The 20,242-nt window shown below is 47.2% G+C and carries 20 protein-coding genes and 1 pseudogene; 7 read left to right on the top strand and 14 right to left on the bottom strand.

Annotated features, from left to right (window positions below; all coding sequences use genetic code 11):
• Nucleotides 1-52 precede the first annotated feature (52 nt).
• From KME11_13020 to KME11_13035, 4 genes are all read right to left on the bottom strand, one after another.
• Nucleotides 53-1,255 (bottom strand): acetate kinase, encoded by a 1,203-nt coding sequence (locus KME11_13020; protein MBW4516129.1) that lies wholly within the window; start codon nt 1,253-1,255, stop codon nt 53-55.
• Nucleotides 1,256-1,268: 13 nt separating this feature from the next.
• Entirely contained in the window at nt 1,269-1,862 is a 594-nt protein-coding gene (locus KME11_13025) for a GIY-YIG nuclease family protein (GenBank protein ID MBW4516130.1), read from the bottom strand.
• 50 nt (nt 1,863-1,912) lie between these two features.
• Complete coding sequence (locus tag KME11_13030; protein MBW4516131.1) at nt 1,913-2,281, bottom strand: hypothetical protein; 369 nt, start codon at nt 2,279-2,281, stop codon at nt 1,913-1,915.
• 418 nt (nt 2,282-2,699) lie between these two features.
• Nucleotides 2,700-3,593, bottom strand: coding sequence for an FkbM family methyltransferase (locus KME11_13035; GenBank protein ID MBW4516132.1), 894 nt, complete (start codon nt 3,591-3,593; stop codon nt 2,700-2,702).
• A 187-nt stretch (nt 3,594-3,780) separates the two neighbouring features.
• On the opposite strand from KME11_13035, the gene KME11_13040 reads away from it, so the two are divergent.
• From KME11_13040 to KME11_13050, 3 genes are all read left to right on the top strand, one after another.
• Nucleotides 3,781-4,071: a hypothetical protein gene (locus KME11_13040; GenBank protein MBW4516133.1), complete on the top strand. Its 291-nt coding sequence runs from the start codon at nt 3,781-3,783 to the stop codon at nt 4,069-4,071.
• Between the two features lie 288 nt (nt 4,072-4,359).
• A complete protein-coding gene (locus KME11_13045; GenBank protein MBW4516134.1) occupies nt 4,360-4,641 on the top strand; it encodes a hypothetical protein in 282 nt (93 codons plus the stop codon).
• A 294-nt stretch (nt 4,642-4,935) separates the two neighbouring features.
• Nucleotides 4,936-5,925 (top strand): hypothetical protein, encoded by a 990-nt coding sequence (locus KME11_13050; GenBank protein ID MBW4516135.1) that lies wholly within the window; start codon nt 4,936-4,938, stop codon nt 5,923-5,925.
• Nucleotides 5,926-6,063: 138 nt separating this feature from the next.
• Here KME11_13050 and KME11_13055 read toward each other — a convergent pair whose 3' ends face one another.
• The 5 genes from KME11_13055 to KME11_13075 form a co-directional block, all read right to left on the bottom strand.
• A complete protein-coding gene (locus KME11_13055) occupies nt 6,064-6,534 on the bottom strand; it encodes a DUF1622 domain-containing protein (GenBank protein MBW4516136.1) in 471 nt (156 codons plus the stop codon).
• A 46-nt stretch (nt 6,535-6,580) separates the two neighbouring features.
• Nucleotides 6,581-7,705: an RNA methyltransferase gene (locus KME11_13060; protein ID MBW4516137.1), complete on the bottom strand. Its 1,125-nt coding sequence runs from the start codon at nt 7,703-7,705 to the stop codon at nt 6,581-6,583.
• Between the two features lie 73 nt (nt 7,706-7,778).
• On the bottom strand, nt 7,779-8,276 hold the full coding sequence (locus KME11_13065; GenBank protein MBW4516138.1) for a DUF2243 domain-containing protein: 498 nt from the start codon (nt 8,274-8,276) through the stop codon (nt 7,779-7,781).
• A 610-nt stretch (nt 8,277-8,886) separates the two neighbouring features.
• Nucleotides 8,887-10,197: a TldD/PmbA family protein gene (locus tag KME11_13070; GenBank protein ID MBW4516139.1), complete on the bottom strand. Its 1,311-nt coding sequence runs from the start codon at nt 10,195-10,197 to the stop codon at nt 8,887-8,889.
• A gap of 140 nt (nt 10,198-10,337) precedes the next feature.
• Complete coding sequence (locus tag KME11_13075; protein ID MBW4516140.1) at nt 10,338-11,198, bottom strand: Tab2/Atab2 family RNA-binding protein; 861 nt, start codon at nt 11,196-11,198, stop codon at nt 10,338-10,340.
• A 218-nt stretch (nt 11,199-11,416) separates the two neighbouring features.
• On the opposite strand from KME11_13075, the gene KME11_13080 reads away from it, so the two are divergent.
• The 3 genes from KME11_13080 (at nt 11,417) to KME11_13090 (ending at nt 13,285) form a co-directional block, all read left to right on the top strand.
• Nucleotides 11,417-11,758, top strand: coding sequence for a hypothetical protein (locus tag KME11_13080; protein MBW4516141.1), 342 nt, complete (start codon nt 11,417-11,419; stop codon nt 11,756-11,758).
• Between the two features lie 42 nt (nt 11,759-11,800).
• On the top strand, nt 11,801-12,154 hold the full coding sequence (locus KME11_13085) for a hypothetical protein (GenBank protein ID MBW4516142.1): 354 nt from the start codon (nt 11,801-11,803) through the stop codon (nt 12,152-12,154).
• Between the two features lie 171 nt (nt 12,155-12,325).
• Nucleotides 12,326-13,285, top strand: a complete 960-nt coding sequence (locus tag KME11_13090) for an NAD(P)-dependent oxidoreductase (protein MBW4516143.1) — start codon at nt 12,326-12,328, stop codon at nt 13,283-13,285.
• 13 nt (nt 13,286-13,298) lie between these two features.
• On the opposite strand, the gene KME11_13095 is transcribed toward KME11_13090, so the two are convergent.
• From KME11_13095 to KME11_13105, 3 genes are all read right to left on the bottom strand, one after another.
• Nucleotides 13,299-15,362 carry a thioredoxin domain-containing protein gene (locus tag KME11_13095; GenBank protein ID MBW4516144.1) on the bottom strand — a complete coding sequence of 688 codons (2,064 nt, stop codon included), beginning with the start codon at nt 15,360-15,362 and terminating at the stop codon, nt 13,299-13,301.
• A 358-nt stretch (nt 15,363-15,720) separates the two neighbouring features.
• Nucleotides 15,721-15,963, bottom strand: coding sequence for a nucleotidyltransferase domain-containing protein (locus KME11_13100; protein MBW4516145.1), 243 nt, complete (start codon nt 15,961-15,963; stop codon nt 15,721-15,723).
• A 9-nt stretch (nt 15,964-15,972) separates the two neighbouring features.
• Nucleotides 15,973-17,295, bottom strand: coding sequence for a D-alanyl-D-alanine carboxypeptidase (locus KME11_13105; GenBank protein ID MBW4516146.1), 1,323 nt, complete (start codon nt 17,293-17,295; stop codon nt 15,973-15,975).
• 140 nt (nt 17,296-17,435) lie between these two features.
• Here KME11_13105 and KME11_13110 point away from each other — a divergent pair, with 140 nt between their 5' ends.
• Entirely contained in the window at nt 17,436-18,083 is a 648-nt protein-coding gene (locus KME11_13110) for a cofactor assembly of complex C subunit B (GenBank protein ID MBW4516147.1), read from the top strand.
• A 91-nt stretch (nt 18,084-18,174) separates the two neighbouring features.
• Here the strand turns inward: KME11_13110 and KME11_13115 are convergent, their stop codons facing one another.
• Both KME11_13115 and KME11_13120 read right to left on the bottom strand, forming a co-directional pair.
• The gene (locus KME11_13115; GenBank protein ID MBW4516148.1) at nt 18,175-19,260 is read right to left on the bottom strand and encodes an energy transducer TonB; all 1,086 of its coding nucleotides are present in this window, start codon (nt 19,258-19,260) and stop codon (nt 18,175-18,177) included.
• Nucleotides 19,261-19,828: 568 nt separating this feature from the next.
• A pseudogene (locus KME11_13120) lies at nt 19,829-20,071 on the bottom strand (SH3 domain-containing protein).
• Between the last annotated feature and the right edge of the window lie 171 nt (nt 20,072-20,242).

The raw sequence follows: 20,242 nt of genomic DNA on the forward strand, positions 1-20,242 counted from the left end.
CCAAAATGGGGAATTTAGGGGGCGATTCGGGGCGTTATTTAATTGCAACTTCCTAACCTACGTTTTTCAGCAATCGCCAACAGTCCTTGGCGATCGCCCAGTCTTCCTCAGTATGAACAACTAAAATTCGCACTGCCGAAGCCGCCGTCGCAATATCTTGATCCATGGGCGAATGATTGTTTAAATCCCCATCTAACTGCCACCCCAAAAACTCAAACCCCTGACAAACTGCCGATCGCACGTTTGCTGAATGTTCGCCAATGCCTGCTGTAAACACCAGCGCATCCAAGCCGCCTAAACCAGGTAACAAAGAAGCAATGGACGATCGCAGCCGATCTACAAACAAATCAAACGCCAGTTGTGCCCGTGAATTTTCTGCCTTAGCGCCCAGAATCTGGCGCATATCAGATGACACGCCAGAAACGCCCAGCAAACCAGAATTGCGATTTAGGGCGCGATCGAGATCATCCACCGAATGCCCCTGTCGCAGTAGATAAATCAAAATACCTGGATCGATCGAGCCACAGCGCGTTCCCATCATTACGCCATCCAGCGGCGTAAACCCCATGGTAGTGGCAATACTGCGCCCATCCCGAATGGCAGCCAAAGAACAACCGTTTCCTAAATGGCAGATAATCAGCCGAGACTGAGGCATACCCAGAATTTGAACCGATCGCTCAGTCACATATTGATAGCTAGTGCCATGGAAGCCATAACGCTGAATGCCCTGTTCATACCAGTCATAGGGCAAGGGATAAACTGTGGAAGTCGGTGGCATTTGGGCATGAAAAGCGGTGTCAAAAACTGCCACTTGGGGCATAGTTCCCAACTGTTCCATGACCTCGATCCCCTCTAAGTTGAGAGGATTATGAAGCGGCGCAAATGCAGAGAACTGCGCGATCGCCGCCTTCACCGCCGGCGTAATTAACACACTTTCCCGATACTCTCGTCCACCCTGCACCACCCGATGCCCCACGCCCTTAATCTCATCCATTCCAGAAATCACCTGAGTTTCGCCTTGCCACAGGGTCGAGATCAGGTGCTTCATCACCTCCGATCTAGAGGTCATGGGTAAAGATTCAGTTTTCGTCATGTGTTGGGTCTTAATCTTAATTTCCACAGTTCCGGGTTGATAGCCCCAGTCAATCAGTCCTTCCCAAATGGGTGAAGGAGGATTTTGGGGAATTTCTCCCTCAAAATCATAAAGACCACTTTTTTGGCTACTCGACCCAGCATTGAGAACTAAGATTTTCATGATTTCCCTGATTTTATGTCATCTTTCCGCCCACAAAAGGCGTTCCCCAAAAGTTCCAATTTTGTTTGTTAAAAGGCGATCGCCACCGTTCAATTAAAGCCGATTCTAACTGTTGCCGAGGACGCACTTCTGCCGGAATATCCCAGTAAAATGCAGTATTAATGGCGGTTTCAATACCGTACTTAGCATGAAGATCTCGGTAGTTTAAAACATAGCGCTTGCAGTCATGGATTCCCTTCCAACGCTGGTTTGCCTTCACGGTTTCACCGACATACAACAATAACGGTACTTGCACATCTATCACAAAGTATAGGCTAGGCTGATCAGGATGTTTGTGGGCAGGTTGTTCAAAAAAGAAAAAGTTATAGAGGTACAGAGAAAAAGGATCGATCGCCTCTGCCTTCACAGTCGAAGCAACGATATCAAACAGCAAACCCTGTTCCTCAATTGGACTAAACCGCACTTCATCCTGATACTCTGCAACCCGCACCTTCCATTGCGACAAGGTTCCTTGGCTCATCCATAGTCCGGGCTGATCTTGATACCGGAAAGAAGTCCTCTTTAAATCGTCATCAGCAAAAAGAGAAGGTTGTTCGCCAGTGTTCAAGAGCCGCTCTCCTCCAAACCATTTGACGTTAAGAATAGCGCATCCTGTCTTTATGATTCTTGGCGATCGCCACATTCCTCTTGCTCAACCCCGTAGGGATGCATCGCACAAACCAACCGTTCGCCGCCATAGCGATGCCCATGATAATGACAACAGCCTCGGCAGACTTTAGGAGTAGAGTCTTCGAGCAATAATTGCTGCTCTCGGTTCATTTCCCTGAGCCTGTCCACATACAAGTCACCGCGGATAGTTCTACTTTTGCGCCGTCTGCTGCGCTCTAAAATTAGGCTGGTTGCAGTGAAGCTTACAAAACAAGAAGCAACAAAGGCAGAACTGGTGCGAATTTTCTCATTATCAGACCGAACTGAAATGTAGAGAGCTAAAACTGTACAGATACCGCCAAGTAGTATTCTTACCATGATGATCTGGAGCGAGTGCCTACTAAACCGCTTGCCTAAAACCTTGAGACTAGATGCAACCTGTTTCTCTTTGTAATTCTAACCTGATGAATTCTAACCTGCTGAATAGAGTAACGGAAACTTCAAGGCGCCGCTATTCTGAATCTAAAGTTCACCAGTATTCTAGGTAACGCTAAAAGATTTAAAAGCACAGATATCTCCAATCTTCTAAGAGGATGTCTGAGAAGTATCAAAGATTCTTACACTCGCCCCCCAACCCCCCATTTTAGGGGACTTCCGAGCCACTCCTTCTTCAAAGTCCCCCAAAATGGGGGATTTAGGGGGCGGATTGGATAGAAACCTAGACTTCTCAGACAACCTCTAACGAACCTTGAAGGTTTAGGGAAGTACTGGAAAGCTTACTCAATTTCTAATCTTCTCAAATTAAATTAAGCTTTTGCGCAGTCTCAACCTTACAGATCCAGAAGTTCAACCAATAATTTCTTTGTAAGACATCCGTTTGTTTCAGTCCGGTGACCTCATCAACGTTGAAGTAGAGGTATTTTTCTGGAGTCAATATGGCTTGAATTTCCTGCCCAATTTCATCACTTTGAACTTCAACAATAAAATCTGGCTGGAACTGCTGTATTGAATTCAAAAAACCTTTCAACACGTTAGCATCTTGTCCTTCGGCATCAATTTTGACCAAATCAACCGATCGAATGCCTTGTTTTTCAACAAAGGTATCTAGTGTAGTAACCTGCACTTGATGCACAATCGGCGTGCTTTTCTGATGATTTTCGTAATGTTCTAAACTGAGAGACGCAGAGTAGAGATTTCCTTGCCCTCGCTGAGGCACATAGAATTCGGCAGTACCCATAAAATTAGAAACAGCTTGGTCAACCACCTGAATATCGTAATGATTGAGGTGAATATTCTCTCTAAGGGCTTTGTTAAAAGAGGGCAATGGCTCGAAGGCATAAACTTTTGAGGACGGGTTGACGGTCTTGGCAATGAGAGAATAAAGCCCCGTGTTGGCTCCAATATCTAGAATAGTTTTAGAGAACTGACAAGCATTTTTCCACAGTTCAAAGCTGATGGGTTCGTACCCTGAGAGACCTTTCCAAAACAACGAATTTTCTAGCCACTCTCCAGTATGGCTCACCTGAAACTGCTCATTGCCCAAATCAACGCTGAAGTTCCCTTCAAAAGAAAGTAAGTCCCAGAATCGTTCGGGTGGAATGAGCTTTTTTTGGAGGGTAAGGGATAGGTTTTTTTTAACGAAATTTGAAATTCTATTACGATCGCCATTGACAACCCAAGATTGACTCATAACCAGACTCACCGTTTACTGAAAGCACGATTTATAGCTTATTACACAAGCGGAAATGTTACCCATTCACACAAATGATTTTTGCTGAACAGACTTTATCTGACTATAGCTAACTTTTTTTGATCGATCGCCTTAAAACACTCCTAACTTTTTCAGGCTGACTGGCTTGTGCATTGCTCCTAATGTAATGCCATCAGGTAAACGGCATGAAGCAGAAACAAGATTATTTGGAGATGAAGGAAACGATATTCTTAATGGTGGAACTGGGGATGACTGTCTGAGCAGTGAGAAAGACAACGATCGCTACATTGTTGATAGCATTGGCGATCGGGTGTTTGAAAACCTTAATGAAGGCATTGATACCGTAGAGGTTTCGGTTAGCTTCACGCTAGAAGCCAAAATTGAGGAATTAGTCTTGACCAGAATTAATACCATTAACGGAACAGGCAACGCTCTCGACAATAACATCAGTGTTTAGATCCAGGCACGTTCGGTGCCCTTACGCCTGCAAATGTGGCGATCGTCGCCAACGATGATCAGGCGCCTCTCAGTGCAGGTTTCATTACTTATAGGGCTGCAACAGGCAATCTGTTCTTCAATCAAAACAGTATTTTTGAGATCTTTTCGAGAGCCTATGTCTGCTAAGTTATCTACGCCCCTGTCCAAAGAAATAGAAGCAAAAAAAACTTATTACTAACGAATGAGGGGCAAGTAGTCTGGGAAACCTATACTTCTCGTAAAGACTTGTAAAGACTATCTTAGAATCATGCAAAACTCGTTATTTGACAAAGCTTTTCGAGACAGCGACGGAAACATCGTTGTTGCTCAGATGCCAAACTTGCCAATTTTGGTTTTTCTAACTGCAACGCTACTTACGCTCATACCGACAGGTGACAGCATTCATAGGGGGTTGGGTGCCATAGCTTTTGGTTCATTGTTTACATGGGCATGGCAAGAAATATTCGAGGGCGTTAATTATTTCCGGCGATCGCTAGGGTTTGTTGTGTTGCTTGGAGCGATCGCTTCTGCATTCTCGAGAACTCTCTAAGCATTCCCCTTTGTATTCTTTCACCCAGGGCGACTATTAGCCAAGGTATCACAAAAAGTTCTTCTATAAGTGTGCATAAGCAAGTATGCCACAAACTACACACTAACAGACGTGCAGCCTTTTAATGTGTGGGGCGGCACTGTCAAGCGTGTGATGCGATCGTGGTATTTTCTATTGTCCTAATCAAAAGTCAAAGGCTGACGCTTTATCAACTCAAAAGCAATCTATGGATTGTGAAGTCAATAGTAAGTTAGCGCTTAGGCTTGCCTGCAAACGTAATCCTAGTACACGTCAATGACTACTCCTACACGCTATTCTAATAACGATCAAGCTACAGGTATCAGTGTGTCTTCTAAACCGTCTCAGCTTATCAGCAAAGTTCGATACGGCGTTTGGCTATTTGGTATTTTCTCTTGGATGTTTGCTGTTACTGAGCGGTGTTTGGCTTGCTTTGCAGATGGTGCGTTATCTGCACCCGAATTGATTCCGATCTCATTGGTTTTCTCACTGTGCATTGTTTGGGTTCACTTAAAGCCAAGACATTCAGAAGCCGAAAGCTCGCCCATCGAAAACATTAGCACGCTTAAGTACTACAAAATAGATTCAGGCACTCCTCAACACGAAACCTATCGCCATAAGACTGAAGCGAGAATGCTTCAGTTAGAGAAGTATCACCTGATTACTCAAGAATATATCCTGCCAATTCCTTATCTTTGCCAAATCTATCACCTGCTGAATTTAAAGCATCTAGAGTCAGTTCACGGTTTTAGCCTCAATAACCTCAAAGTTACTGATGTCAGCCAATTTAAAGCAACAGCGAGCGGCGGCATCATCAAGTTTCAAACAGTTCTAGACTCATCTCTGAATGTCCTTAAGGTGTTGCGCCAGCCGATCGTTGAAGTGGCACTGGTATTACACACTCCGTATACCATTGAACTGAATGTTCCTGTCTACAGCGGTAAGAAAATAGCTGTTATTTTTAATGTTCTACCGCTTAGCAACAACGAACATAAGTTGTTCATTGATATTTATAGCAACCTACCCCTGCCAAAACCGCTATTACAAATTCTATTGCATGTCGCTTCTAGCCTAACGTTGTTTGAAGATTTGCCTTACCTCTCTAAGCTGGCTCAGTCAAACCTTAACCATTCCTCCAAATGGGGTAAGTCTGATCATAAAGCGATGCAACTTTTCAATCGATTTGTTGAGTTATATGGCTCTAGCTTACAGCAACCCCCAGCAATGGGAGCGGTTAAACTACAACCCATATCCAGTTCGTCCTAAATGAGCTTTAACGCGCTCATACTCTAGCAGGCAAGTCTAAATTAGGCAGGGTTTCGTTATCCTATCAGTTGTTTTCAGTACGGAAATAGGGTTTTCAAAATGGAAATAGAAAGGAATATCTTCGTACTTTTGTAGTGGTTAATCATTTCTTTGGTCTTCTGAGTAAATCTGATCTTGTGTAATCTGATTTGTTTGCTGTAACTCTCGTACTTCCCTTTGCAGGAAAAAGTTTAAGAATGTGCGAATGCCTGTTACAGCAGCCAATCTGGCGATCGCATCCCAACTGGGCGAAACCGCTGTACTCACAATATCTGCGGCTAAAAGAAACTCTAGTGAAAGTGCTAATGAGATGCCGAGTTCTAAGCGAATTTCCTGTTGAGCCGATTGGAACCGTTTTTGCTTTCTGCGAATCAGCTTCCGCAACGTAATTACAAAGGAAATTGCAACAATCAAGATGGCAATGAATTCCAAAATGACTTTCAAGAATAATGCAAATTCCTGCAAAATATTTTCTAAGAAGTAGATCAGTTCTAAACGCTGAGAATCGCTTTCAGTCACAACTGAAAGGAAACTATCGTGTCGTGCCAGCCAGCTAAAATCAATTGCCATAATTTCAGATTTTCTTGCGATCTTACGATCATTCAGCAACACTTACTCAGTACAGTTCGTACTTCATTAACTGACAAGGCAAGGTGCCATTATAAACTGCAATCCGTTGGGACGATTTTAATCCGATCGACTGCGAGAGTTCTTTATTGCCACTGAGGACAAACGCCGTCCAGCCTTTGAAGCGTTGCTTCAGCACGTCGCCTAATTGCTTATAAAATGTGCCCAAGTCGCTCTCCCGTTCTAGCCGTTCGCCATAGGGTGGATTGCAGAATACTACACCGCTGTCTGCTGGGGCAGCAACGTCTTCCAGGTCGATCGCTGCGAAATAAACGTGGTTCAGTACACCACAGTTTGTTGCATTAGCGATCGCTTGCTCAATCACATTTTCATCGCGATCGCTGCCCCAAATGGGTGCAGGAATGGTTTCGTGCTGGTTCGCTTCAGCAGATTGAATCAATTTTTCTAGCAAAGGTCGGTCAGCATCTAGCCAGGTTTCAAACCCAAACTGTTCCCGAAACAAACCCGGTGCAATGTTGAGTGCTTTCAAACTCGCCTCTAAAGGTAACGTCCCTGACCCACAGAGCGGATCGTAAAACATTTGTTCAGGCTGCCAGCCCGACAATTGGATCAGCGCCGCTGCCAACGATTCCTTCAGCGGTGCAGCCCCAACTGCCGGACGATAGCCGCGACGGTGCAAGCTCTGCCCCGAACTATCTAAACTGACGGTACACACGTTGCGTTCAAGATGGACACTGATTTGTACATCGGGTGACTGCAACTCAACACTAGAGCGATCGCCCAGCCGTTCTTGCTGTTGATCAACGATCGCTCTTTTAACCTGAAGCGCTGTGAAATGAGTATGGTTTAGCTGCTCACTTTTGCCCGTTGCATTAACCGCTAAGGTTAGATCTGGGGTAAGGTACTGCAACCAGTCAATTGTTTGAATCCCTCGATAAAGATCTTCTGAATTTTGGCAAGGAAATTCATGCAGCTTCATTAAGATCCGAAAGGGTAGCCGCGCCCACAGATTAACGTGATACAGCAACGTGCGATCGCCCGCAAACGCCACGCCACAAAACCCCGGCTCTACAGCGTTGGCACCCAACTGTTCTAACTCTTGCGCTGCCAGCATTTCTAGCCCGCGCGCCACTGTTGCAAAATACTGATTCATTCATGAGACTCATAACTGCAAGGAACGGTGAAGACCACTCGCCCTTAGCAATTATATCGATCGTCAGAAGAGCTTATGAAACTTCACCCCGAGGAAAGGTGTCATGACTGCCCGCCCGGATTAGCAGCCAGCCCACGAGCAGCAAAAGAACACCGCCAAATAGCAAGAAACCTAAGTCAAAGGGCAGCTTGTTGGTTGCATATTCATAAACATGATGAATGCCAAGAATTTGATGGTTAATAATGCCCTCGACCAAGTTGAACAAGCCCCATCCGGCAATGAGTGAACCTAGTAAAATCTTGCCCGACCACGGCACGTTACGCTGCTGTCCAGCGCGAAAAAGTAAATAAAGACCAACAGCGACCATAACGAATACCGCTGCATGGAAATAACCGTCCCATGTCATGTTGATTTTGGCATTTACTAAAGTATCGGGTGGGAAGCGGCTAGAGAGCATATTATGAACTTGCAGAATTTGATGCAGAACAATGCCGTCCACAAAACCGCCTAAGCCAATGCCCAGAAAAATGCCAGCCAAAACCAACGGTCTGCGGTGTAAGTTGTCTGCCATTATTCTTCTCCTTTGCGGATTGTTTTATGGATACATGAATCGCTTTCATTTTCATCGAAGCCTGTATTCTAGCGGAGTTTGAAAACGAAAGAAGCCGGTAAAAAAGGGCGATCGCTCTCAGCGTAACAGTCACAACATTGTTGAATAGGAGTATGAATCTGCTCAAAGCCCCTTTCTTTCAGGACATAAGGAGATTTCCGAATCAGAATATACCCGTGGGGCAGGCATCTTGCCTGCATACTGCTTTCAATGCAGGCAAGATGCCTGCCCCACAAAGGGATTTTAATTGATGGAAATCTCCTAAAATGCATCAACATTATTGAACAAGAGTATGAATCTGCTCAAAGCCCCTTTCCTTTAGGAGAGGGGTTTGGGGAGAGGTCGCTCTCACTGCGTTGCTAACTCAACCTAACCCCTAACCCCTTCCCTACGAGGGCAGGGGAACCGGATCTTTATACCTTCATTCAGCAACGCCAATGCATCTCATTAAGAAGCTGGGAATCAGAATCATTTTGAGCAGCGCTAAATTGCAGTCGGAAAATTCAGTTTTCCTTATTTAGGGCGAAAGATTGATTCAGAGTAGCGTTCAGAGCACCGGAACGTCCCAGTTTTAATTCCGCCCCGTGGTCGATAGCCCTTCCACAATCACTGACGGCGTATAGCACGAACCATTCCAATCGGCATCGCCTCCCAACTCCACCAAATTTTTTAGAGCCGTGTAGACATTGCCTGCAACCATTGTATCTTTCACTCGCCCCGCAATCTCGCCTTGCTCAATCCGGTACCCTAACTCCACATTGACCGAAAACTCTCCAGAAATACCTGCTCCACCCCCTAGCATTTGGTCAACCACAATGCCTTGCTCTAAGGTGCCAATTAAATCGGGGAGCGATCGCGTTCCCGACTCAACAATCAAATTAAATAATCCTGGCGTTGGATAGCTTCCTAACCCCGAACGAAAACCATTGCCTGTAGTGCCGCTAGTCAGCGCCCGTCCGACAGTGCGATCGGTATAGAAAAGCTGGAGTACGCCCTCTTTTATGAAGGTAATGGGCTGAGTCGGCGTGCCTTCATCATCAAAAGGACAGCTAAACGGCCCGGCATCGGGCTGTTGTGACAGAGTAAGGGCAGATGAGGTAATGGGTTCTCCTAGGCGATCGCCCCAGGGCGAAGCCTTCTCCACCACCTGTTTACCATTCATCGCTGCCTGCACAGTGCCCCAAAGCATATCTGCCGCTTTAGACGTGAACAAGACAGGCACTCGTCCGGCGGGTGGAGCGGCATTCTTTTGTGCCCATTCCAAACGCTGCATAACTTGCTGAGCTAGCACCACAGGGTCAAGCCGTCCGCGCTGGGTCTGACCATCCGAAACGCTCAAAAAGTCGTCTCCTCGCACCCACTCTGCCGAGAGGTAGCAACTGAGGGTGGTGTCGGTGTAGCCACAGTCTAAGCCGTTGGAATTGAGCAGACGGATGGTTTCTATGTCGCATTCCCACTCAGAGTCGCAGAGCAACTCGGCGTTAAACTCTCGCAGCAGGGCGATTGCCTCTTTGCCCCATTCCACCAGTTGGTTAACGCTAACTTCTTTGCCAAGGTTAGGATAGTGAGCCTGGGAGGCGGGTGATAGCTCAATGGTTTCAGGTTCGTTAAGTTGACTAATGGCGATCGCCCGTTCCACTAATGCCTGCGGCTCAACCGGACCATAGGCAACAGCTAAACCAGGGCAACCTTCTCGCCAGAGCCTGAGGGCAATTCCTTCTGCCTGAGAACTTTCTAGTTGCTTAAGTCGATTGGCTTCAAAAAAAACAGGACGAGACAAAGACTGCGACTGAAAAACCTCTGCCGCCCCAGCACCCGATCGCATTGCCAGTTCCAGCAATTGCTCTGCCATTAATTCCTGTTGTGACTGATCAGGATTCATAGTATTCAGGACTCATAGTACTCAGAACTCATCGTATGCACCGCTGCTTTACGTACTGAAAATTTTGCCATTGATCTTGGGGTAAACTGCCTCTTAATCTTTTCAAAAACCCCTCAATCTTTTCAAGAATAGAAGCGACTTTACGCCAGCTTAAGTTCTTGCATCAGCCAGAATCCTGCGAACGCTTCCGAGTTTTGGTCAGCCTGCACAGCCACAAAATGGACCTGATTAGCCTCTAGTTTTTTGGCTTCAAACCCTTTAACTTCCGCTTGCAACTCAGCAGTGGGCAGGTTTGCCAAAACCCAAGAGTCATTGGCTCCCGTTTCTAGGACAAGCTGAGGCGGAGAGGGATTGAACCGTAAAAACGCTAGCTCTAATCCTGACATCCAGGCGGCTAGAGGCAGCGCCCGAGACGAGAAAATAATTAAGCCAGGGATAGGCGTATGGGGTGAGAGGTCAAACATTTCGGGCGGGAAAGATTCGCTAAAGCCAATCTCCCACTCTGGCATTTCAGCAAACGCCGAAGTTTCGAGGGTGACAAATGCCCAACGTTCGCCAAGAAGGGCATCGGGGAGTGCCTGAGCGGGCACCTCTGGCAGGATGACGGAAGGATTCACGACAACCTGATAGTTTTCCATTGCTGGATAAACGCGCGTCATGCGTTCTTGAATCCATTGGTTAAGCGCCAGAGTCCGACGGCTAGGAGATGCCAGAATGCCTGTGTCGGCACACGCTTTGGTAATCATGTTATTCATTTGGCGGCGAAAGAAGCGAACCCGATCGGGCGGCTGAGGAGCTTGGGCGATCGCCTTCTCAAGTGCTGCTTTCAGCCAGACTGAGTTAACTTCTGTGTTGCTACAAAATTGGGAGTAGCGGAAGAGGGAATCAGGCTGAGTGCGAACATCAAGGGGACTTTCGCAAATAAGCACTTCCCAGAGTTTTTTCTGCCCTGCATCAAGGACAGGGCGCGAGTAAAAATCTAACTCCCAAATGGTAGTCATGGTGTATGGATGAAATTGACAACGGATGGCTTGATCATACGCCTAAGCGTAGAGCATTAGAAATAAAAATAACGAGTTCTTAAAGTAGTGTCTAGGGCGGTTTTCAGAACACGACTCACAGCATTACATCTCTACACACTGGGAGTTCCGAGTGCTAAAATAGATACATCGAAGAACGATAAAGTCAACCTTATTTTATCTATCCCAGAGAACGCTTAATGAACTCTCAGTTAATCAACGATAGCACGATTCAAGGCACGTTGAGCGAAGCTGCAACTCAACTAAAAAACCACTTCATTCGAGAAGAGGGAAGTGCATACTCTGTTGAAGATCTACAGCAAGCTTTGAGCAACTGGCTAGAACTCTCTGTTGAATCACTTCTGGATGATGTTTTGTTCCATGTCTTAGAAGGCGATCGCGCCTATGCATTTAACCGTCGTGCGTTTGAGTTGGAAATGCAAAGGCTTCAGACTGCTCAGTCAGAGCAGCCGTCTCAAAACGCTTCTGAGTCTACTTCTGAGCCTATTTCTAAAGTTACAGATAGTCAGGTTGCAGCCTAGAGATTCTTACAAATTTTAGCCGTGTTTCCTCCAACAATCACCATGAAACTTTTCGATTATCCCACCGCGATCGCCCAACAACAGCGTCAATTACTTCAAACCGAGCAACATATCCGCAGGCTTCAAGATATTCTTAATCATTTAACGGCTGCCATTGATACCTCGATCGCCTTCGACCCAGACTTTAAAAATGATGCTCAGCGTAAAGCCAGACGAGTTGAAATGATGGCATCTGCTGAGTATCGTAAAGCCGTCGCAAACCTGCTAATTGCCCAAGACAAGCGCACCGAAATTGAGATCGATTTAAACCTACTGCGCAACCAGCTTTCTATCCTCAAGCTAGAAATGCGAGAGACTATCACGAACCGCGAACTTCAACTCGTTGATGCCGCCTAATTTACAGCCTAATTTCCATTCAAGGCGTGCCATTTAAGCGCTACCCTTATCCCTGGCTTCTTAAAGAAACTAGGGATCTTTTGATGCTCTCTTACATAGATCTATTTTCTACCGACGAACTCGTCCCCACATCCGCTATAATCCCGTAGCTATGGCGTTACCTTCTCACTCATGACTGCTAAACGAATCTTTATGACAGGTGCCAGTGGATGCATTGGTCACTATATTGCCGATGCTCTAATCCGTGACACAACCCACGACTTATTTCTGTTTGTTAGAGATCCCCAAAAGCCGAAGTTTGATTACAATGCTCGTCCTGGAGTCACGATCATTCAAGGCGATATGCATGATATTGAGCAGGTCGGCAGGCTCTTGAAAACAATAGACATTGCCATTTTGGCAGCGACCTCTTGGGGCGGGGCGATCGAAACGCAAGACATTAATGTGGTTAAAACAATTCGGCTGATGAATCTGCTAGATCTGGAGGTGTGTCAGCAGGTTTTATATTTTTCGACTGCCAGCATTTTAGGGCGAGACAATCAACCGTTGCTGGAAGCCGGAGACATTGGCACAGACTACATTAAATCGAAATACCAATGCCATCAACAGTTGGCAAAGTTGGCGATCGCCCCCAAAATTACGACACTCTTCCCTACCCTAGTCTTTGGTGGAGATGAGCAAAAACCCTACTCTCACATTTCTGCCGGCATCGGCGACATTGTTAAATGGATGAATCTCATTCGCTTTTTTCAAGCCGATGGCAGCTTCCACTTTCTCCATGCCAAAGACATTGCCCAAGTTGTGCTGTGTCTGCTAGAGCATCCTCCTGAGCTAGATGATCCTCACGAATTTGTCTTAGGCAACCCGGCATTGACCGCCGACCAAGCCATTGCCGAAATCTGCGCTTACCTCAAAAAATCAATTCTGTTTCAAATTCCGCTATCCATTCACTGGGCAAATTTCTTTATTAAAGTATTCCGCATTCAAATGGCGGAGTGGGATCGGTTCTGCATTGAGTATCGGCATTTCACCTATGCCCATCCAGTCAGTCCGAGTAGTTTTGGGCTAAGCGGCTACTGCCCAACAGTAAAGGATCTGCTGCGGATTAGTGGAATTCCAGCCGGGCGTTAACCCACAAGAATGCTTAAAAGCTGTGGACTAAACTTTGCTGAATTTGCGTTTGCATCTGCTCTATGCTCATCGCAGGTTCTTGGCAACTCAACCCCTGACAAACCAGTCCAACTGCACCTGCTGGCAACTCTGGCGTTAACTGCTGCATCACCGTGGGTAGGTAATGTCGTTCTAAACCAACCGTTGCCCGAATACGCACAAGCGTCGGGTTAGAAAGCCAGTCGAGGGCAGAGAAGAGACTGGGACAAGCCTGAGGCGATTCTTGCATGATCCGCGCGAATGACTGAAGCGCTTGTTCAGCCCGATCGCGGTACGACAAATCTTCAGTGGCAAGGGCAAGGCGTATGAGGTTGGCGATCGCCACACCATTGGCTGAGGGTGTGGCAGTATCATCAAAGCTGCGCTCCCGAACGACCAAATTAGCGCTGGCATCAGTGTTGTAATAACCGCCTTCGATGCTCCACAAAAACTCATCGAATTCAGCCTGAACCTGGGTAGCATGGCTCAGCCAGTCGTTGGAGGTCGAGGTAAAGAGAGAGGCTTGGTCGAGGTCGAGGAGAGCCTTAATAAACAGAGCATAGTCTTCAGATTGGGCAATAACAGCGGGGTTGCCATTATAGTTAAGACGATGAAAGCGACCCCTTGAACCAGTCTCAGAGTGAGCGTCCTGCCATTGTTGATCTAGAATAAACTGTGCAGATTGGGCAGCAAGATCAAAATACTCTGGTTTTTGAAAGACAACCGAGGCTCTGGCTAAACCCGAAATCATGAGGCTGTTCCAAGCCACGATCATTTTAGTGTCGGTAACTGGAGGAATACGTCCTGCCCAAGGATAGGTTTTGGCGTCTTGGTTGTTGCGGGCGGGTGGAAATGTTGCAATATTTGCTGCGCCGTAGCGAATGATAAACAGCTTTTGTAGAGAAGCTTCTATCGTTTCAGAAAACGCTTCAGACCGCTGACGTTGGAGAACTATCTTACCCTCAAAATTGCCTCCAGGCGTGATGTTGAAGTGAGTTTTAAGTTCTGCTAATTCATTGGCAGTCAGAATCTGTTCCAGTTCTTGATAACTCCAGACATAGAAGTTGCCTTCTTCAGGCTCAACATCTTCGGGAGTGGCAAAATTATCGGCATCTTGGGCGGCGTAGAAGTAGCCCTGGGGAGCCATCATTTCGCGCTTCAGCCAGGTAACCGTGTGGGCGATCGCCCGTTCAAAGGCTGGCTCTTGAACACCTACGCTCCACAAATCAGCAAGATATTCAACAATTTGCCCATTGTCGTACAGCATTTTTTCAAAGTGAGGAACCGTCCAAGTAGAATCAACCGTATAACGATGAAAGCCACCGCCCACAGCGTCAAAAATTCCACCTAATGCCATATCCAGCCCTCGCTGCCGACAGATTGCCAGGGCATCGTAGCGAGAGGTTGGGAAATTAAAGCGACTTAACCTCAAGGCAGTTGCTGCATAAGGAATCATGGGAAAACTGGGACCCATCCCTCTAGAGCTAAGAATACCGGCGCTATACTCCAAACCATTGCGCAACAGGTCATTACTCAAATCACTGATGCCTAGGATTGCCCTTTGCTGGAGGCGATCGAAAATTTCCCCTTTTATAGTTTGTAGCTTCTCAGTTTCAGTGTCATAAAAGTGGCGAATGGCTTGCAGGGTTTGCAAAAATCCGGGTCTGCCGTACTTAGGGTCTACCGGAAAGTAAGTACCGCCATAAAAGGGGAGGCGATCGTCGGGCGATAGAAAAATATTGAGAGGCCAGCCGCCTTGTCCGGTCATCGCTTGCAACGCCTGCATATAAATGCTGTCGATGTCGGGACGTTCTTCGCGGTCAACTTTAATGGGTAAAAAGTTGGCGTTCATGTAATCGGCGATCGCTTCGTCAGAAAAAGCCTCGCCTTCCATGACAGTGCACCAATGGCAGCTAGAGTAACCAATAGATAAAAAGATTGGCTTATTCTCTTGACGGGCTTTTTCCAAAGCTTCTTCCCCCCAAGACCACCAATCAATTGGATTTTCAGCGTGTTTCCGCAAGTATAGGCTTTGAGATTGAGCAAGACGATTAGTCATAAAAAAGCCCGATGCACCTTAATAAAACGTTATCAACCAAATCACCTGATTAATAAACAGTATCACGCTGATAATGACTCAATTACTCTCGTAAGAGAGAGGAAAACCGTCATTTACGAGCCGTTTTTCCGAACCTTCTTCCTTTGAAATTTCCTGAGATTTTTACATTTTGCTCGCTAAAATTAAAGATAAGAACGAGCGTCTCTTTAATGAGATGTCTCGCTCCTCACACCTAAACCGTTCCTGGTCAAAAGCTGGGAACTTTTTTTATGGGCTTGATTCTGGGCTTGATTGGCGAATCAGCCATTGGTCAAACTCTGCGATCGCCTTGCTCTAAATTAACAAGGTCAAACTTTCACTAGGCAGGCATGACTAAGGCAAGCTGCTGATGGGCTTGCCACAACGCCTCATCTGAAATACCGCTGACAGCCAAATCAAGATCAGATTGCCAGTGCCATGGAGCATCACCTCGAAGAGAACCAAATAGAATTATCTTGGTTGCCCCAAAATCTTGCCTCAAAATTTGGGCGCATTGTTCTGCCACCGCGATCGCTTCTTGACGACGGCGTTCTAGTAAATCGGGCGAATAGACTGGCATCATATCCCAATCTTAAAGCAACTGATTGCGTTCAGGGGCACCCAACCGATTTAAGGAATTGTTAGCGCGATCGCTGGGCTGAACAGCAGACGGAACAGGTGCTGGGACACCCCACTTTTGTTGGAGTCGTTGCAGCAATACATCTTGTTGATTATGAAAGATGCGTAGATCGCCTGCACCGTAATTAATAATGGTGAACCAAATTAAGCCGCGATCGCGCGTGGGCACAACTCCGGCTAAGGCGCTAACTTCATTTAAAGTACCAGTTTTAACCACTGAATTAGCCGGGAGCGATCGCCCCTTCAGCGTCCCCACGTCTCTTCCCATAACTGGAAACAAATTCCCGACATTCAACTGCTTGTCCTGCAAATAGCCCTGAATAGTCAACATCATTTGAGTCACAGCGCGGGGCGAAATTTGATTGTTTGTACCTAGCCCAGAGCCATTTTCCAACGTAATTTCGATCGCCGGAACCTGAGCAACCTCAGCCGCCTTCTTGGCAATAGCAGGCGCACCTCCCAACAAATCTGCCATCATTTCCGACATAATGTTGTTGCTGTAAATGTTCATTGCCTTAAGAATGCCGACCAACTGCATCGACTGATGCCGAATCAGGGGTCTAGAAGGCGGAATGGTTTGGATAACCTGCACTCCGCCATTAATTTTGACTTGTGGGCGAGGCGTTCCAGCAGGCATCTGCTCAAATTGTGCCTTAACCTCACCATTCCATAGGTTCGGGTCTAGTCCTTGTTTCAAAAAATTTCCTGCAATCCTAGGATTAACTTCATAGTTCATGGCAAAATTGCCTGCAATTAGCAAGTTGCCTGTAACCTGGTTAATCCCGGCTTGGTTAAGGGCATTTCCCAGCGCCACGGCTTCTTCCCACACAAAAAAGGGATCCCCCTCGCCTTGCACAATTAAGTCACCCTTCAGTACGCCTCCCTGAATTGAGCCAGTTGTGCTGACTAGGGTATTGAATTGATGATCTGCGCCCCAGGTCGATAACGCGACTAGCGTCGTTGCAACTTTGGTTAAAGAGGCTGCCGGAATTGCCGTAGTTCCCAAGTGGTCAGCCAGCATCTGCTCCTCTTCCTGCATCCAAATACCCTGGGCATTGGTTGAGTAACCCAGGCTGCCCAGAGACTTAAGCTGCTGCTGAATGATTGTCACGGCATCAGGGTCGGGCTGAGTGAGCGATCGCAGGAGCGCCGTATTTAAAAACGACGACCAGGGCACAGCCTGTAAAGGTTCTACCTTGGGCGAATGATTGAGAAAAAGGGAAAGCAAACTGGAAGCGATGCCTGAAGCGATGCCTGAAGCGATGACTGCTAACACGAAGAACTGCCTTTTTGAAATGCTGAGCCTTTAATGATCAATACACAGGATAATGCATAGTTTAGAAAGTGGTGTTTTTCAAACTGACCTTTCATTGATTTTCAACGCTGATTTATTTTCAATCAGTCTATCTTCACAAAATGGCAAAACCTGATCAAAATCAAGTGCTGCGTCAACTGCCTATCGTAGTAGGAGCGATCGCAGGCACTCTGCTGATGACGAACCGCCTCTTCACAGTGGATTTAACTAACTCCCAATCTCGCTCTGATGCCCTGGGTATTATTATCAGCGCGGTACTGATTCTGACAGGACTCCTTTGGCAACGGGTTCAACCCAAGCCTCCTGATGCAGTGGTATTAATTGGAGAAGAGGGCTTTGAGTTGGTGAAAGATTTACCAGAAGCAGTCAGAACCGAGCTAGCGTGGGCTTCGCACTTATTACTAACTAACACCGTAACGCGATCGCTGGTGGTTTGGTACGACGGTAAAGTGCTGCTGCGGCGAGGCATCCTCAGCCCCAAGGCAGACGTAAAACCTGGGGCGATCGTACAACGAGTGTTATCGACCCAGAAGCCCGTTTACCTAGTCAGTCTAAAAATTTATCCAGGGCGAATCGAGTTTGACTACTTGCCCGAAAACACTCAAGGCATAATTTGCCAACCCCTTGGCGATCGGGGGGTTCTGATACTAGGCGCAAACGCTCCCCGCAGCTACACCCAGCAAGATGAAAATTGGGTCACTGGCATTGCAGACAAGTTAGCGAACACACTCAGCCAACTTTCTACTTAAAGGCGCTAAGAAAAAACCCCTGCAAAGTCCCTTTCCTTCAGGAGAGGGATTTAGGGAGAGGTCGCGCGCGCGTCTGCCCTTAATCGTCCATCTATGCCGCCCCTGGCGGAGCGTAGGTAACCCGAATCCAATAAGCTTCTTTTTTGCCCGTCGCCTCAAACGTTTGAGCCATCACATCTTGGAGCGCTATCTCGTCGAAAATAGCATACCCTGAACTTCGCAAAACTGTGGGATCAGGGGCAGGCTTGCCGTTTTCATCAACCAGCACCGCCACAATCACAGCGCCAGAAAGATTGCGATACCCAGCGACATTTGGGTAAGAGCCATTGATCTCGCCTTGCTGAATCGAACCAGTCACAGGGCGATCGACCCCTAGCCAGGCTTGTCCTGACTCTGCCCATTTTTGTCCTGCTTGCACATAGTCACTGTCGCCTGTCCCAGCTTCGTTGTAGGTTAACTTATTCCGAAGTTCTTGGTTACGAGCCAGCAGTTCTTGATTAATTTGGGCTTGCGATCGCTCAGTGGGTACAGTGGGCGACGGACTTGCCGCTACGGGTTCGCTTTCGCCACCCAATGCCGCAGCACCAGGGGTAGCAGTGGGTTGTGGCGAGGGCGTAGGAGTTGGAGAGGAAGTCACTGAACCCGGAGTCAAACCAGGGGTTTGCGTCGGCTGAACTGGGGGGCGAGGCGGCGGTTGGACTGTAACTCTAGGCGGAATGTAAGGAATAAAGGGTGCCTGAGTTTGGGGCACGGTAAAGGTAGGAGCGGTGTTGCCAAGGGGAGGAAATTGGAAAGAAGACCCAAATCCCCATAAAGAGCTAGAAGGAGTATTAAACGAAGGCAGAGGAGGCAATGTGGTGGGTGAGAGGGGCGATGAAGCCTTAGGCAAAGGCGTAATAGAGAGAGAGGAGGGCGTTTGAGCCAGGGGAGGCAAAATAATTTCGGGTGTTTGAAAATCTGGCACGCGCCCTTGTTCAGCGGCGGTTAGATCCACAACATCAACGGGGCTGGGCAACTCAGGTTCTTCTAGCCCTGGAGCATTGGAAAATAGCCTGGGGAGCAGCAGGAGAAGCGGCAGATGCAGCGCTAAAGAAGCGATCGCCGACAAAGCAGCCGGCTCTTGCATCCAGCGTTGAAAAACTAGAGGTAGACCCTTAACCCGGACTGAGGATGACATATATCCCATTTAGCCAATCGCCTTACGAACTTTAACAAGGTTAGCGAAAGTTTTTAAAAGCATCATCCCATCTTAGCCCGATCGCCCCTCTTTAATTCTTTCGCAACTGGCGCTACCTCATCGGGATAATGTGGAAGGCGAGATCGTCAAGTGCCTCTGAGAGTCAGCAGATCTAAAGAACTGCGATCGTGAGGCTGTATTCTCCAATCGCATCAGGCTTCTGCGCTTCAGGGACAAGCCTCACTCGGATTCGATAGTCACCTGTACTAGAGAGAATACCCGACCAATTTCTACTGCCTGTGTATAAGTTTGTGCCATCGGGTGCAAAGATTTGCACTTGCAAAAATTGACTGGTGCCAGTTGTGCTGGTCTTTAGAGTTTGACCAGATGCAGCATTAAGCACATAGTCTCGTGTTTGAGTGCCTTGTACTTTGCCTCCAACTGTGGCAGCCGATGTACCGGGTGCAAACGACACACGTTCAGAAGCTGGTGGATTGACAGGAGCAGGTGGACTGACAGGAGCAGGTGGACTGACAGGAGCAGGTGGATTAACGGGAACAGTTGCAGTGACCTTTAGCAAGTCACCGCGAATCCAACCCCGGGCTCTTGAAGTTGGAAATTCGACGAAATACCAAATAAAGCCATCTGGGGCGTTGGTTTGATTGAGAACGTTAACCCGATCGCCACTTAGCCCCTGGTGCCGAATTTGTGAACTAGTTGAAGGCTCGGCTCGAACATTGACCCGACTACCCGACGAAGATTGAATTGTTGCCGTATCTGCTAACACGGGCAACGCAGCAGCCCATATCATCAGCACAGCAGTCATTAAAGCTGAACCGTATTTAAATTTCATTGGCTAATTTGATTAAAAGGTTATAGCTAAGATTCCTGCTAGCAGGGAGTTTCAAGACTTTTTCGAGTCAGATTAAACTATGCTAAGTGTAAAATACCATAGCTCAAGGTCGATCGCGTCACTCTGTCT

It is taken from the genome of Timaviella obliquedivisa GSE-PSE-MK23-08B (assembly GCA_019358855.1).
Taxonomy (GTDB): Bacteria; Cyanobacteriota; Cyanobacteriia; order Elainellales; family Elainellaceae; genus Timaviella; species Timaviella obliquedivisa.

What these genes read in the sequence shown, in the direction of transcription:
- KME11_13100 (MBW4516145.1), bottom strand. Translation starts at nt 15,963, where the DNA reads ATGATGCCAGTCTATTCGCCCGATTTACTAGAACGCCGTCGTCAAGAA.
- KME11_13085 (MBW4516142.1), top strand. Translation starts at nt 11,801, where the DNA reads ATGAAACTTTTCGATTATCCCACCGCGATCGCCCAACAACAGCGTCAA.
- KME11_13090 (MBW4516143.1), top strand. Translation starts at nt 12,326, where the DNA reads ATGACTGCTAAACGAATCTTTATGACAGGTGCCAGTGGATGCATTGGT.
- KME11_13065 (MBW4516138.1), bottom strand. Translation starts at nt 8,276, where the DNA reads ATGGCAGACAACTTACACCGCAGACCGTTGGTTTTGGCTGGCATTTTT.
- KME11_13070 (MBW4516139.1), bottom strand. Translation starts at nt 10,197, where the DNA reads ATGAATCCTGATCAGTCACAACAGGAATTAATGGCAGAGCAATTGCTG.
- KME11_13060 (MBW4516137.1), bottom strand. Translation starts at nt 7,705, where the DNA reads ATGAATCAGTATTTTGCAACAGTGGCGCGCGGGCTAGAAATGCTGGCA.
- KME11_13115 (MBW4516148.1), bottom strand. Translation starts at nt 19,260, where the DNA reads ATGTCATCCTCAGTCCGGGTTAAGGGTCTACCTCTAGTTTTTCAACGC.
- KME11_13020 (MBW4516129.1), bottom strand. Translation starts at nt 1,255, where the DNA reads ATGAAAATCTTAGTTCTCAATGCTGGGTCGAGTAGCCAAAAAAGTGGT.
- KME11_13045 (MBW4516134.1), top strand. Translation starts at nt 4,360, where the DNA reads ATGCAAAACTCGTTATTTGACAAAGCTTTTCGAGACAGCGACGGAAAC.
- KME11_13095 (MBW4516144.1), bottom strand. Translation starts at nt 15,362, where the DNA reads ATGACTAATCGTCTTGCTCAATCTCAAAGCCTATACTTGCGGAAACAC.
- KME11_13075 (MBW4516140.1), bottom strand. Translation starts at nt 11,198, where the DNA reads ATGACTACCATTTGGGAGTTAGATTTTTACTCGCGCCCTGTCCTTGAT.
- KME11_13030 (MBW4516131.1), bottom strand. Translation starts at nt 2,281, where the DNA reads ATGGTAAGAATACTACTTGGCGGTATCTGTACAGTTTTAGCTCTCTAC.
- KME11_13050 (MBW4516135.1), top strand. Translation starts at nt 4,936, where the DNA reads ATGACTACTCCTACACGCTATTCTAATAACGATCAAGCTACAGGTATC.
- KME11_13040 (MBW4516133.1), top strand. Translation starts at nt 3,781, where the DNA reads ATGCCATCAGGTAAACGGCATGAAGCAGAAACAAGATTATTTGGAGAT.
- KME11_13110 (MBW4516147.1), top strand. Translation starts at nt 17,436, where the DNA reads ATGGCAAAACCTGATCAAAATCAAGTGCTGCGTCAACTGCCTATCGTA.
- KME11_13055 (MBW4516136.1), bottom strand. Translation starts at nt 6,534, where the DNA reads ATGGCAATTGATTTTAGCTGGCTGGCACGACACGATAGTTTCCTTTCA.
- KME11_13035 (MBW4516132.1), bottom strand. Translation starts at nt 3,593, where the DNA reads ATGAGTCAATCTTGGGTTGTCAATGGCGATCGTAATAGAATTTCAAAT.
- KME11_13080 (MBW4516141.1), top strand. Translation starts at nt 11,417, where the DNA reads ATGAACTCTCAGTTAATCAACGATAGCACGATTCAAGGCACGTTGAGC.